This is a genomic window from Mesorhizobium sp. C089B, from assembly GCF_030323125.1.
Taxonomy (GTDB): domain Bacteria; phylum Pseudomonadota; class Alphaproteobacteria; order Rhizobiales; family Rhizobiaceae; genus Mesorhizobium.
In genome coordinates, this window is sequence record NZ_CP100469.1 from 3,667,832 (window position 1) to 3,680,473 (window position 12,642).

The 12,642-nt window shown below is 64.7% G+C and carries 12 protein-coding genes and 1 pseudogene; 8 read left to right on the top strand and 5 right to left on the bottom strand.

Annotated elements, in window-relative coordinates; genetic code table 11:
• Positions 1 to 12 precede the first annotated feature (12 nt).
• From NLY44_RS18170 to NLY44_RS18200, 7 genes and pseudogenes are all read left to right on the top strand, one after another.
• Positions 13 to 1,616, top strand: a pseudogene (locus NLY44_RS18170) (ABC transporter substrate-binding protein).
• 270 nt (positions 1,617 to 1,886) lie between these two features.
• Positions 1,887 to 2,873, top strand: coding sequence for an ABC transporter permease (locus NLY44_RS18175; protein ID WP_023804581.1), 987 nt, complete (start codon positions 1,887 to 1,889; stop codon positions 2,871 to 2,873).
• Positions 2,870 to 3,700: an ABC transporter permease gene (locus NLY44_RS18180; RefSeq protein ID WP_023735154.1), complete on the top strand. Its 831-nt coding sequence runs from the start codon at positions 2,870 to 2,872 to the stop codon at positions 3,698 to 3,700. The genes NLY44_RS18175 and NLY44_RS18180 overlap by 4 nt, the downstream gene beginning before the upstream one ends.
• Entirely contained in the window at positions 3,697 to 4,035 is a 339-nt protein-coding gene (locus NLY44_RS33230) for an ATP-binding cassette domain-containing protein (RefSeq protein ID WP_502882045.1), read from the top strand. Before NLY44_RS18180 ends, NLY44_RS33230 begins: the two co-directional genes overlap by 4 nt.
• Before the next feature lie 27 nt (positions 4,036 to 4,062).
• Entirely contained in the window at positions 4,063 to 4,695 is a 633-nt protein-coding gene (locus NLY44_RS18190) for an ATP-binding cassette domain-containing protein (RefSeq protein WP_286454811.1), read from the top strand.
• Positions 4,692 to 5,477 carry an ATP-binding cassette domain-containing protein gene (locus NLY44_RS18195; protein WP_023686643.1) on the top strand — a complete coding sequence of 262 codons (786 nt, stop codon included), beginning with the start codon at positions 4,692 to 4,694 and terminating at the stop codon, positions 5,475 to 5,477. The genes NLY44_RS18190 and NLY44_RS18195 overlap by 4 nt, the downstream gene beginning before the upstream one ends.
• A complete protein-coding gene (locus NLY44_RS18200; RefSeq protein ID WP_023804579.1) occupies positions 5,474 to 5,983 on the top strand; it encodes an L-2-amino-thiazoline-4-carboxylic acid hydrolase in 510 nt (169 codons plus the stop codon). The genes NLY44_RS18195 and NLY44_RS18200 overlap by 4 nt, the downstream gene beginning before the upstream one ends.
• 10 nt (positions 5,984 to 5,993) lie before the next feature.
• Here the strand turns inward: NLY44_RS18200 and NLY44_RS18205 are convergent, their stop codons facing one another.
• From NLY44_RS18205 to NLY44_RS18225, 5 genes are read right to left on the bottom strand one after another with little or no spacing between them, the layout of a single operon-like run.
• Positions 5,994 to 6,776, bottom strand: a complete 783-nt coding sequence (locus tag NLY44_RS18205; RefSeq protein ID WP_023744050.1) for a DeoR/GlpR family DNA-binding transcription regulator — start codon at positions 6,774 to 6,776, stop codon at positions 5,994 to 5,996.
• A 2-nt stretch (positions 6,777 to 6,778) separates the two neighbouring features.
• The gene (locus tag NLY44_RS18210) at positions 6,779 to 7,582 is read right to left on the bottom strand and encodes an HAD-IIB family hydrolase (RefSeq protein WP_023692036.1); all 804 of its coding nucleotides are present in this window, start codon (positions 7,580 to 7,582) and stop codon (positions 6,779 to 6,781) included.
• Between the two features lie 7 nt (positions 7,583 to 7,589).
• Positions 7,590 to 8,882 (bottom strand): iron-containing alcohol dehydrogenase, encoded by a 1,293-nt coding sequence (locus tag NLY44_RS18215; RefSeq protein WP_084012945.1) that lies wholly within the window; start codon positions 8,880 to 8,882, stop codon positions 7,590 to 7,592.
• A 14-nt stretch (positions 8,883 to 8,896) separates the two neighbouring features.
• Complete coding sequence (locus tag NLY44_RS18220; RefSeq protein ID WP_023714147.1) at positions 8,897 to 10,354, bottom strand: xylulokinase; 1,458 nt, start codon at positions 10,352 to 10,354, stop codon at positions 8,897 to 8,899.
• Positions 10,354 to 11,031: a beta/alpha barrel domain-containing protein gene (locus NLY44_RS18225; RefSeq protein WP_023672934.1), complete on the bottom strand. Its 678-nt coding sequence runs from the start codon at positions 11,029 to 11,031 to the stop codon at positions 10,354 to 10,356. Before NLY44_RS18225 ends, NLY44_RS18220 begins: the two co-directional genes overlap by 1 nt.
• A 237-nt stretch (positions 11,032 to 11,268) precedes the next feature.
• On the opposite strand from NLY44_RS18225, the gene NLY44_RS18230 reads away from it, so the two are divergent.
• Positions 11,269 to 12,582 carry an ABC transporter substrate-binding protein gene (locus NLY44_RS18230; RefSeq protein ID WP_023672935.1) on the top strand — a complete coding sequence of 438 codons (1,314 nt, stop codon included), beginning with the start codon at positions 11,269 to 11,271 and terminating at the stop codon, positions 12,580 to 12,582.
• The last annotated feature ends 60 nt before the right edge of the window (positions 12,583 to 12,642 follow it).

The following is a 12,642-nucleotide window of genomic DNA, read 5'->3' on the forward strand; positions in this document are numbered from 1 at the left end:
CGGAGGTTGATCATGTCGGATATTTCCAGACGCACGCTGCTTGGCGGCTCAGTTTTGCTGCTGGCCTCCACCGCCATGCCCACATTCAGCTGGGCGCAGACGCCGAAGAAGGGCGGCCGCCTCGTGCTCGCCGCCGATTCCGAACCGCGCAACCTCAATCCGGCCATCGTCGCCTCCAACGGCGTCTTCTTCATTTCCAGCAAGATCGTCGAAACGCTGGCCGAAGCCTCGTTCGAAGGCAAGGACGGACTGGAACCCCGCCTTGCGCTCTCCTGGGAAGGTGCTGCCGATGGGCTGTCGGTGACCTTCAAACTGCGCGACGGCGTCAAGTGGCATGACGGCGAGCCGTTCACCTCGGCCGACGTCGCCTTCTCCGCGCTGCAGATCTGGAAGCCGCTGCAAAATCTCGGCCGCACCGTGTTCAAGGATCTGGCCAGCGTCGACACCCCTGACGATCTGACCGCCGTCTTCAAATTCGCCAAGCCAACGCCGTTCCAGCTGATCCGCAACGCGCTGCCGGCGCTGTCAAGCGTGGTGCCGAAGCACATCTACGAGGTCGGCAAGATCGAGGACAACCCGGCCAACAATGCACCCATCGGCACCGGGCCGTTCAAGTTCGGCGAATACAAGGCCGGCCAGTATTACAAGCTGACCAGGAATGCGGATTACTGGGCCAAGGACGAGCCGTATCTCGACGAGATCATCTACCAGGTGCTACCCGACCGCACGTCGGCTGCAGCGGCGCTCGAGGCCGAAGAGATCCAGCTCGCCGCCTTCTCCGCCGTGCCCTTGGCCGACCTCGACCGCATCTCCAAGGTGCCGGGCCTGAAGGTGATCTCCAGGGCTATGAGGGGCTGACCTATCAGCTCGTCGTCGAGATCAACCATCGCCGCAAGGAACTGGCCGACGTGAAGGTCCGCCAGGCGATCGCGCATGCCATCGACAAGGACTTCGTCGTCAAGACGGTGTTCCTCGGCTATGCCGCCACCGCCACCGGCCCGGTGCCGAAGAACGATCCGCAATTCTACACTGCCGACGTGCCGATCTATCCATTCGACGTCGCCAAGGCCAACGCCTTGCTCGACGACGCGGGGTACAAGCGCGCCGATGACGGCAAGCGTTTTGCGCTGAAACTCCTGCCGGCACCCTATTTCAACGAGACGAAGCAGTTCGGCGACTATCTGCGCCAGGCGCTGGCGGCAATCGGCATCGACGCCGTGATCGTCAACAACGACTCGGCCGCGCACATCAAGGCCGTCTACACCGACCACACCTTCGACCTCGCCGTCGGCCCGCCGGTGTTCCGCGGCGACCCGGCGATCTCGACCACCATCCTGGTGCAGAGCGGCATTCCCGACGGCGTGCCGTTCTCCAACCAGGGCGGCTACAAGAACGCCGCGCTCGACGCGCTGATCGCCAAGGCTTCGGAGACGCTGGATACGTCAGCGCGCACCGACCTCTACAAGGAATTCCAGAAACAGGTCGCGGCGGACCTGCCGCTGATCAACGTCGCCGAATGGAGCTTCATCAGCGTCGCGCGCGATACCGTGGGCAACATCGCCAACAACCCGCGATGGGCGGCGTCGAACTGGGCGGACACCTATCTGGAATCGTGACACATTTGCGCGGATGAAAGTTCGCAAAGAAATTGGTGTGAAGGCATGGCGTAGGGCCGCGTTTCATCACACCCCCCTCTGTCCTGCCGGACATCTCCCCCGCAAGGGGGGAGATCAGCAGCTTCGCTGTCGCGTACATTCGGCATCGAAGATTGGCGAAGGCAGAGGCGACATCCAATCTCCCCCCTTGCGGGGGAGATGTCCGGCAGGACAGAGGGGGGTGCCTAGACACCGCACCTCTCCCGACTGGCGCAGCGCTATGCCTTTCCCATGACCCGCGCCCTCACCCTCATGCGCCGTCGCCTCGTCGGCAGCATCTTCGTGCTGCTGATCGTCATCATCGGCACATTCCTCCTCCTGGAAGCCGCCCCCGGTGACGCGGTCGACGCCTACATCGTCTCGACCGGCGGCGACGCCGGCATGATCGAATTGCTGCGTCATCGCTGGGGCCTCGACCAGTCCGAGCTGACACGGCTCGCGAACTATCTCTGGGCGCTGCTGCATTTCGACCTCGGCCAGTCCGTTACCTTCTCGCGGCCAATTCGCGATGTCATCCTGGAACGCCTGCCGACGACACTGCTCTTGATGGTGACCGCCACCGCGCTCTCCTTCGGTTTGGGCTCGGCGCTCGGCATCTACGCCGGCGCCAGACCCGGCAGCTTTCGCGACTGCTTCCTGTCGATCGGCTCGCTGGCGCTTTATGCCGTGCCGGGTTTCTGGCTTGGCCTGGTGCTGATCGTCGTCTTTGCCGTCGACCTGCGCTGGCTGCCGATCGGCGGCATCGAGAGCCTGGCCTCGGACAAGACCGGTTTTGACCGCGCCACCGACATCGCCGTCCACCTCGTCCTGCCGGTTTCCGCGCTCGGCTTCATCTATCTCGCGCTCTATCTGCGCATGATGCGCGCCGGCATGGCCGAGGCGTGGCGGCAGGATTTTGTGCTCGCCGCCCGCGCCAGGGGGCTGTCACGCCGCCGCATCGTGCTCGCCCATGTCGCCCGCAACGCGCTCTTGCCGCTGGTCACCATGCTCGGCCTGCAATCGGCGCAGATGCTGGGCGGCAGCGTCGTCATCGAAAGCGTCTTTGCCGTGCCCGGGCTCGGCCGGCTGGCGCAGGAAGCGGTCGCTTCGCGCGACACGCCGCTGCTGCTCGGCATCATCCTCACCAGCGCCGTCCTCGTCATTGCCGTCAACCTTGCCGTCGACATCGCCTACGCCTTCCTCGACCCGCGCGTCGGCGCCGGCGAGGCCAGCGCGTGAGCGCGCTGCCGCGGTTCCTGCGCCGGCCGGAAGCGGTCGCCGGCGCGATCATCCTGGCGCTTCTGTTCGCCATGGCGCTGTTTGCGTCGCTGCTCTTCCCCGGCGACCCGCAGGCCATTGCCGGACCAGCACTGCTGCCGCCCTTCCAGGACTGGTCGCTGCCGCTCGGCACCGACCGGCTCGGCCGTGACGTGCTGGCCGAACTGTTCCACGGCGCCCGCACCTCGCTGGCGGTCGGCCTGGCGGCGGCAGCGGCGGCACTCTTCATCGGCGCGGTCGTCGGCACGCTGGCCGGCTTTGCCGGCGGCCTTGTGGACGAGGGGCTGATGCGCATCACCGATGCCTTCCAGACCGTGCCGAGTTTTCTCCTGGCGCTGGCCTTCGTCAGCGTCGTCGGGCCGTCGCTCGGCGTCGTCGTCACGGCAATAGCGCTTGGCGCCTGGACCGGACCGGCGCGTGTAGCGCGCGCCGAAGTGCTGTCGATCCGCGAGCGCGATTACGTCGCCGGCGCTCGCGTCATCGGCATGCATCCGCTTGAGATCGCTTTTCGCGAGGTGTTGCCCAACGCGTTGCCGCCGGTGCTGGCCTTGTCCTCGGTGATCGTGGCCGCCGCGATCCTCACCGAGGCAGCGCTGTCCTTCCTCGGTCTCGGCGACCCCAATCGCGTCACTTGGGGCGGCATGATCGCCGAGGGCCGCACTGTGCTGCGCACCGCGCCCTTTCTGTCGATCGTTCCGGGCATCGCCTTGGTGCTGACCGTGCTTGGCGTCTATCTCACCGGCGAAGGCGTGGTCGAAACGACGGCGGTGCGGAGGAGCCTGTCGTGACCGCACTGGCTGAGATACGCGATCTGTCAGTGCGCTATCGGCGAGATGGCAGCGAGGTGACGGCGCTGAAGGGGGTCAGCCTGGATGTTATTGCCGGCGAGCGGCTGGCGATCATTGGCGAAAGCGGTTCGGGCAAGAGCACGCTGGCGCTGGCGGTGGCTGGACTGCTGCCGGCGAGCGCCAAGATTGAAGGGCATGTCAAGTGGCAATTTCAGGCGCCGCGATCCTTCCACCCCCCTCTGTCCTGCCGGACATCTCCCCCGCAAGGGGGAGATCAGCAGCTTTGCCGACGGCTTCCCTTCTGCAACGTTCGTGGTTGGCGAAGGCGGAGATGAGAGAGCAATCTCCCCCTTGCGGGGGAGATGTCCGGCAGGACAGAGGGGGGTGTGACGGAACGCCGACCTCTCAAATTAACCGAGCCCAGCACGCTCCCCCTTCCCGGTCGCGACATTGGTTTCGTCTTCCAGGACCCCTCCGCCAGCCTCGACCCCGTCATGACCGTCGGCAAACAGATCGCCGAAGTCGCCCGCACCCACCTCGGCCTCGACTGGCCACAAGCTTACGCCAAAGCCAAAACCCTGCTCCAACGTGTCCGGCTGCCCGACCCACAAACCGCCATGCGTGCTTTCCCGCACCAGCTCTCCGGCGGCCAGAAGCAGCGCGTTGCTGTTGCCGCGGCCATTGCAGCCGGTCCGAAACTGCTGATCGCCGATGAGGCGACCAGCGCGCTGGACACCATTGTGCAAGCCGAAATCGTCAGCCTCATTCGGCAACTGGTGGCGGAGGACGGCATGACGCTGCTGTTCATCAGCCACGACATCGCGCTGGCCGCCGAACTCGCAGAGCGTATCGCTGTATTCCGGAACGCCGAACTGATCGAACTCGGCCCGACGGAGCAAATCATAAACGCCCCGCGCCATGCCTATACGCGAACGCTGCTCAACGCCCATCTCGGCCTCGACGCCGATCCGCTGCTACGACGGGCGCCGGCATGAACTTGCTCACCGTCTCCGGTCTTACCAAGCGATACCGTCGTGGCGGCAAGGCCATCGCGGCCGTCGACGGTGTCTCCTTCGCCATCGAACCCGGCGAGACGCTGGCGCTGGCCGGGCCCTCCGGCAGCGGCAAGTCGACGATCGCGCGGCTGGTGCTTAGGTTGATCGAGCCCGACGCCGGCACCGTCCAATTCGAAGGCGATGACTTTCTGCTCTTGAAGGGTGCGGCCCTGCGCACCAAGCGCGCGCGCCTGCAAATGGTGTTCCAGGATCCGCTCGCCGCGTTCAACCCGCGCGCCACGGTGGCTCGCGTGCTTGACGATCCCTTGCGCATCCATGCCATCGCGTCCCGCGCCGAGCGGCCGGCCCGCATTGCTGCCTTGCTGGATCGCGTCGGGCTGGCAGCCGATCTCGCCCCGCGCGCCATTCACGAAATCTCCGGCGGCCAGCGCCAGCGCGTCGCCATCGCCCGCGCCATCGCAACCAAACCGTCGCTGATCGTGCTCGACGAGGCGGTGTCGGCGCTCGACGTTTCGGTCCGCGGACAGATCCTTGCGTTGCTGCTCGACCTGCAAGCCAGGGAACGGATCGCCTATCTCTTCATTTCGCATGATCTCGGCGTCGTACGGGCCATCGCCCACCGCGTCGTTCTTCTCGACGCCGGGCGGATCGCCGAGAGCGGCGACGCCCGCAACGTTATCGACGCGCCGCAGTCGGCAATCGGCAAGGCGCTGGTTGCGGCGGCGCCAAGATTGGACAGAAGCAGCAGGCAAGTACCATGACCGAACCAGAAGCCAGAGCCGAAAAACTCTCGCGCGAACTCGATTCCGCCTTCCGTAACCGCGCCGATCTCTACCGTCTGTTTCTCGACGAGCTGACCGGCGAACTCGGCGCGGAAAAGGCCGAGGCGATCATGATCCGCACCATCGAGCAGCGCGGCAAGGAGGTGGCGGCGGCCGCCTTCGCCCGTTTCGGACCTAACGACGCGCCGGCCATCGGCGAGGCATTTTTGGCCGTCAGCCCGGATGGCGGCCTGATGTATCCGACCGATGTCGAGCGCGGGCCGGACCACATCGCCTTCAAGGTGAAGCGTTGTCCGCTGAAGGACGCCTGGGTCGAGGCCGGTGTCGGTGATGAAAAACTCGCCACGCTCTGCCGCATCGCCGGCGCTTTCGACCGTGGTCTGTTCAAGGCAACGGGCGTGCGCTTCGACAATGTCACCTGGACGCCGGGCCACGGCCCCGGCTGCTGCCACATCGCGCTGACCAACCGGGATGCCGCCGGATAGCCAATGCTGATCAGTCGGCGGCAAACACATGCAGCTCCGTGCCCGCCTGTTCGGCAGCAGTGCGCAGGTCGGCCTTCGGTTCGCTGTCGGTGACGATATCGGCAATGTCATCGAGCCCGCAGATGCGTTCCAGACTGCTGCGGCCAAACTTGTCGTGGGTCACCACCAGCACCGCCGACAGTGAACGCGATATCATTGCGCGTTTAACGGCTGCGGCGCCCGAGATCATGTCGCTCGGACCATCGGCGCTTATCCCCGATGCCCCGATAATGGCGACGTCGGCATTGTAGCGGCGCAGGAACTCGACGGTGTCTTCGCCAAGCACGCTGCCTTCGCGGCTGTCATAGGTCCCAGGGCAAAGCAGCACGCGGAAGGTCGGATTGGCGCCGGCCACCGAGGCCACGCCGGTGGAATTGGTGATGATGGTCAGGTCGCGCTTCAGCTGCGAAAGGTTGCGCGCCACCTCATAAGTGGTCGAACCGCCATCGATCATCACGATCTGGCCCTTCTGGACCAGGCCCGCTGCGCCGCGGCCGATGCGGGCGCGCTCCTCGACCAGGGTCAGGCCGCGCTCCGAAATCACCGGCTCTGATGTCACCAGCGAGATCGTCGCACCGCCATAGGTGCGGTTGATCAGCCCGGCATCGCCGAGTTCGATGAGATCGCGGCGGATGGTCTCGCCGGCGACGCCGATGCGCCGTGCAAGTTTGGAGATGCGGATGGACGCCGACCGGCGCACTTCCGAAAGGATAAGCGCGTGCCGCTCCTTCTTCGTCAGTCGGCCCTGATCCATGATTATTCCATTCCCTTTGCAGCAATCAGTGCGTCGGCAAGCTCGGCAAACCCTTGCGCGCCGCGCCCGCTTGTGACGAAGGCAGGAGATGCCGGAAGTTCGCCGGCGAAGTCCAGCACATTAGCGACACCGACGCTGTTGGGGAAGAATCCGAACATTGGCGCATCGTTTGGACTATCGCCGACGAAGACAATGCTGTCCTTGTCGTGGTCTATGTCTATACCAAAACAGTCGCGCAAGAATAGCCGGCTTGTTGACAGTTTGTCGTATTTGCCGAACCAGCCATTGACATGGATGGACGAGATTTTCGCCGCCGCTCCATAGCGCTGAAAGATAGCGACGATCTTCAGCACTTCAGATTTGGGCAGCGGCGCGACATCCTCGCGAAAATCGATCGCCAAATCGGCTTCGCGATAGGCCTGGTCAGCGGCGACCGCCGCACCCGGAATTTCCGCGAGCACGGCGCGTTCGATCTCGCGCAGGCGCGCCGCGTCAGCCTGCCTTTCCCCGGCACTCCTGGCATAGTGACGAACGATGCGCTTGGCAGTGCCGTCATAGCGGAAATAGAAAGCGCCGTTCTCGCCGATCACGCCATCGACCGGCCATTGCCGCGCGATCAGGTCGCACCAGCCGGCAGGGCGGCCGGTCACCGGCGCGACAAGGAAGCCGGCCTGCTTCAGCCGCTCGAGCGCCGCATAGGCTTTTGCCGGCAGCCGTCCCTTGTCGGTCAAGGTGTCGTCGATATCGGTCAGAACGACGGCGATGTTGCGCCGGTCTAGCGCGGTGAAGTCGGCAAGCGGACGCAGCACCCGCTCAGGCTCCCGCCGCAACCGTTTCGAGCGAGGCAGCCGCGACGTCGAGCATGGTGAACCTGTCGCGGATCAGCCGGGCATTGGCGACCGCCTCGTCGTAGAAGCCAGCCGGTATGGCGACCTCTTGCGGCGTGGTCGGCGCGCCGGCGGCGCGCAGTGCTGCCGCGATCTCGCGCGCCGGGCGTGCCACCCGCACCAGCCTTTCACGATGCGAGCGCCATTGCTTGGCCAGCATGGTGTTGATGGCGTTTGCCCGTTCGCGGTCCAGCAGCTTGGGCTTGAATGCCGCCCAGCAGGAACGTCCGAGCGTTTCGCCGAAGATTTCGATGAAGCGGTCTGGCGTATCGGCGGACGGCGCGAGCTGCAGCTCCCGCAGCGCCAGCACGCGTTCCTGCAGCCGCGCCATCGTCAACGTCGTCACCGCTATGTGTTCGCCGTGATGCGCCTCAGGCAATCCCTGGCCCCGCATGTCGATATAGTGGGCGATCAGATGTTCGCCCTGGCTGGCCGGATAAGAGCCGCCGCACAGTGTCATGCCGAGACCGGACATGACCAGCGTGCGCACCAGCACTTCCATCGCCTCAAGGTCGCCGGTCCCGAGTTCGCCGGCCTTGGCGATGAGCGCCTCCTCGTCCTCGGCCAGAAGCATGAACGGCGCCTCCCGGTAGGGCGTGCCGAGCAACAGATGCGCCATCAGCCAATCGGTCTGCGCGGTCGGCCGCGCCATCGAATCGCCGAAGCCGGCAGCGATCAGCCGGTGCGGCGCTCGCGCCATGACATCGAGATCGAGGAAGACGCCGACCGGCAGGCTGGCCGTCAGCGATTTCTTCAGGCCGTCCTCGGTGATTGCCGCCGACACCGAGGTGTAGCCGTTCATCGATGGCGCGGTGCCGAACACCGCATAAGGTTTTTGGGTGAGATGGGCAGCATATTTGGTGATGTCGTTGATCGAGCCAGATCCGACCGCGACCAGGCCGCTGGCGTCTTTCGTGCGTGCGATCACCGATCGCACCGCGTCCATGTCCGGATGCGGATGGCGCGGCAGGATGATCTTGTCGACATCGCTGCTGCCACGCAGTCCGATCGACACCCTCTCACCCAGCGCCAGCCTTGTGTCGGGATCCATGACCACGGCGAGCTTGCGGCCGAGCGGCAGCGGCTTGACCAGCGCATCGGCCTCGTCGCCGAGACCGCGCCCTATGACGATGGTCTTCAGCGGCACCGACAGCATTCCCTGGCTGTCCGGGTCAGGCAGCGTGCCGGCAATAAGGCGATCGAGCATTTGTCTGGACATAGGATGCAGTCCGGTCAATCAGCATGAAGCGGGGTCAGGGCATCGAACAAGGTGCGATACCGGCGGTAACTTCTGTCGTAGGCGGCCTTGGCGGAAGGATCAGGGTCGATCGTCTCGATGTGGCCGGCCAGCCTTTCAGCCGCCTGCTGCACTGAGGAGGTAAGGCCGATGGCTGCGGCGGCAAGGATTGCCGCACCGATCGGCGAGGCATCGGCCGCACCCGCGATCTCGACCGGCCTGCCGCTGACATCGGCACGGATTTGCGCCCATACCCGGCTGCGCGCGCCACCGCCTGAGAGCCGGATGCGATCCGTCGCGATATCGAGATCGTCCAGCCGGTCGACCACGTCGCGCATGGCAAAGGCACAGCCCTCCAGCACGGCACGGGCACAAGCGGCTTTGCCGTGGAAGGATGTCAGGCCGTAGAAAGCGGCACGCGCTTCGGCGATCCAGCGCGGCGCCATGGCACCGGACAACGCGGGCAAGAACAGCAAATCGTCGCTGCCGGCAACCACCGTCGCCGCCAGTTCCGACATCGCCGCCGGCGAATCGACGCCGAAGGTTGTTAGAAACCACGTCACCGCGCCGCCCGAGAGCCATCCGGGATTGGAGATGAAATAGCCGTCGCCGAGAAAGCCATGGGTCTCGACCAGGCCGCCGGGGTCGAGGCGAAGCGTGCCGGACACCGCGCCGACCACTTCGGCCGTGCCGAGATTGCAGGCGACGACACCGGGCACGACAACCCCGGCGCCTATGGCGGCCGAAAAATCATCGCCGGTGCCGACCGCCAGCGGCGTGCCCACAGGAAGACCGGTGAGCTCGGCGCCGGCGTGGGTCAAGGCGCCGGCGATCTCAGATGCATCGTCGATGCCGGGCAATTTATGTGCATCGATGTCGAAGGCCGCCAGCAGATCGCCGGCATAATTGTGCTCCTTCAGCCCATAGAGCATGGTCGTCGAGGCCAGCGCGTGATCGATGACGGCACGACCGCACAACGCTGCGACCACGAATGATACCGGTTGATGCCAGAGCGCCACTCGGCGCGCTTCGGGCAGGTTGCGCGCGGCCCAGCGGATTTTCGCCGCCATATGGGTGGCGTCCAGAACGAGACCGGTGCGCTCACGGATGAAGTCCGGGTCGATGGCGGCGATCTCTCCTGCCGCCCGCCGGTCCATCCAGATGATGCACGGAGCCAGCGCCTCACCATTGCGATCGACCGCGACGCAGCCGTCGAGCTGGCCGGCAATGGCAATACCCTTGATGTCGGACGGCGCAAGCCCAGCCTTGTCGAGCGCGCCGGCAATGGCCGGCTTGAGCGCCGCCAGCCACAGCGCCGGGTTCTGTTCGGCCCAGCCGGGCGCCGGGAAGGCCGGCTGGTACAACACAGCGGCCTCGCCACGCAGCCGCAATTCGTCATCGACAACGATCGCCTTTAGGCTTTGTGTGCCGAGATCGATGCCGATGACTGGCATTAGACACGCTCGCAATCCGCGAGGACATCCCGCAGTTGCGAGAGGATAGAACCTTTCGTCGGCGAATAGGAGCCATCGAAAACCGCTGTGCCAATGGTAAAAGCGTTGGCGCCGGCCAGCTTGATTGCCTTGATCCGATCGGCTGATGCCACAGCGCCGGCGACGATCAGATGCCGCGACGGACCAAGCCCGCGCCGGGCTGCGCGCACCAGTTCGGCCGGGTCGGCCTCGGTGGCGCGATAGGCGAGGATGTCGCATCCCGCACAACCCTTCTCGGCGAAGGCCCGGCAGTCGGCCTCGACATCCTCGGCCGAACCGCCGAGCTTGGTCGGATGGCCGACCGGCCGCCCGGGAAAAGGGTAGTATTCGGTGCCGCTCCCCTCCAGCAACGCCATGATCTCGTCGACCTGGGTACCACCGAGCAGGCGCTGGATGCCGAGATCCCTGGCGATGCGCGCGGAATTAAGGCAGGCCTCAGCCGTCGTCGAGACAACTTCCATGTAAGTGGTGGCGCCTGTCCGGCCAATGGCGACAGCGAGCTTGCGCAGCACATCCGGCGCGACGCCAATATCCTTGAAGCCGACATGCTTCAGGCCGACCGGCTCAATCAAATCGACCAGGTCGAGACAGTCCTCGACCGTGCGATCGTTGCGCGTCAGCATGAAGATGAAGTCCATCCGAAAGGTCCCTCGCCTGGTCGGGAAAGCCGGTTTGCTGCCGGTCTGTTAACACCTCCCAACCATTTGTTGCAAGGTGCCACATTTTGATTTGCAGTACCACACATTTTATGACAAAACGGGCGCCGGCCCGCCAGGCACGACTTCTAGGGAGAGGGAAGAATGCTCAAGCCGCTGAGACGTACCGCGTCCAGACTGCTCGTCGCAGTCGTATTTGTGTGGCCCCTGACGTGGCAAGTGACACAAGCGGACGCGTGGGATCTGAAAGAGGCGTCGAAACCCTATAGCGGCCAGACCATCCGCATGGTCGGCGAGGCGCTGCCGCCGCTCGAAGCGCTGAAGAAGATGGCGCCGGAGTTTGAAAAACAGACCGGCATCCATGTCGAAGTCGAGATGTACGAGCACTCGGAAGCCGTCAACAAGGTGCAGCTCGATCTCAACTCGCACCGCGGCCGCTACGACGTCATCATCCAGCCGCATCGCGAACTCGGCAAGTTCGCCACCAACAACCATCTGGTCGAAATCGCCAAGATGATGGCCGACCCGGCTTTGCGCGATCCGAGCTTCGAGCCGGAGAAGCAGCTCTACCAGACCGCCTGGCACGAAATCTCCTGGTATGACGGCAAGGAGTACGGCTTCCCCTTCACAGTGCTCAACATGTTCATGTGGTATCGCTCGGACCTGCTCGCCGATCCCAAGGAGCAGGCAGGCTTCAAGGCCAAGTATGGCTACGGCCTCGCTCCCGCCAAGGACTGGAAGCAATACCGCGATATCGCCGAATGGTTCTATCGCCCCGACCAGGGTTTTTACGGCACCGCCCTGCAGGGCAAGCGCCATGAGGCACTGTGGTATGAGTGGCTCAATTTCCTTTATTCCTTCGGCGGCGACGTGCTCGACGTGAAGAGCGGCTCGGCCTGCGGCCCGGTCATCGTCAACAGCCCCAAGGCCGTCGCCTCGCTCGAATATTACAAGAGCCTGCTGCAATTCTCGCCGCCGGACAGCCTCAACTATTTCTGGGATGATGTCATGGCGCTGATGCAGCAAGCCAAGGTCGCCGAGCTGATCATGTGGAACGACGCAACCTATGCCGTGTCGGTCGACACCACGGCCTCCACCGTGGTCGGCAAGGTTGGCTTCGATCTCGTGCCGCAAGGCGACGGCGGGAAGATCGGCCAGGTCGAGGGCTGGACCTATCTGATCCCGGTCTATTCGAAGAACCAGCAGGCCGCCTTCCTCTTCGTCCAGTGGATGATGGGCTATGACCGCCAGCTCGAACAGCATCTCAATGGCGGCGCTTCAGGTCGGCCGGATGTCTATGCCTCCGCCGAGGTGCAGAAGCTGCCCTATGCCAAGGCGTCGATGGAGGCCAACGAGCATGCGGTGCCGAAGGCGACGCTGCCGCAATCGGCCGAGATGACCGACATACTAGTGCGCGAACTGTCATCCTACCTCGCCGGCGAAAAGGAGGCGCAGGCCGCCCTTGACACCGCCGCCACTGACATCTCGACACTGCTCGGTTCTTGCGCACCCATGACCTATCCGGCACGATAGGCCTTGAGATGTCGCGCAGAGGCTACCCGCACAAGCGGGTAGCCGTTCTTGTCCGCAGGA

Bases quoted from the DNA above. Each gene is read 5' to 3' on its own strand.
- NLY44_RS18175 (WP_023804581.1), top strand. From the start codon at position 1,887: ATGACCCGCGCCCTCACCCTCATGCGCCGTCGCCTCGTCGGCAGCATC.
- NLY44_RS18190 (WP_286454811.1), top strand. From the start codon at position 4,063: ATGTCCGGCAGGACAGAGGGGGGTGTGACGGAACGCCGACCTCTCAAA.
- NLY44_RS18195 (WP_023686643.1), top strand. From the start codon at position 4,692: ATGAACTTGCTCACCGTCTCCGGTCTTACCAAGCGATACCGTCGTGGC.
- NLY44_RS18200 (WP_023804579.1), top strand. From the start codon at position 5,474: ATGACCGAACCAGAAGCCAGAGCCGAAAAACTCTCGCGCGAACTCGAT.
- NLY44_RS18205 (WP_023744050.1), bottom strand. From the start codon at position 6,776: ATGGATCAGGGCCGACTGACGAAGAAGGAGCGGCACGCGCTTATCCTT.
- NLY44_RS18215 (WP_084012945.1), bottom strand. From the start codon at position 8,882: ATGTCCAGACAAATGCTCGATCGCCTTATTGCCGGCACGCTGCCTGAC.
- NLY44_RS18220 (WP_023714147.1), bottom strand. From the start codon at position 10,354: ATGCCAGTCATCGGCATCGATCTCGGCACACAAAGCCTAAAGGCGATC.
- NLY44_RS18225 (WP_023672934.1), bottom strand. From the start codon at position 11,031: ATGGACTTCATCTTCATGCTGACGCGCAACGATCGCACGGTCGAGGAC.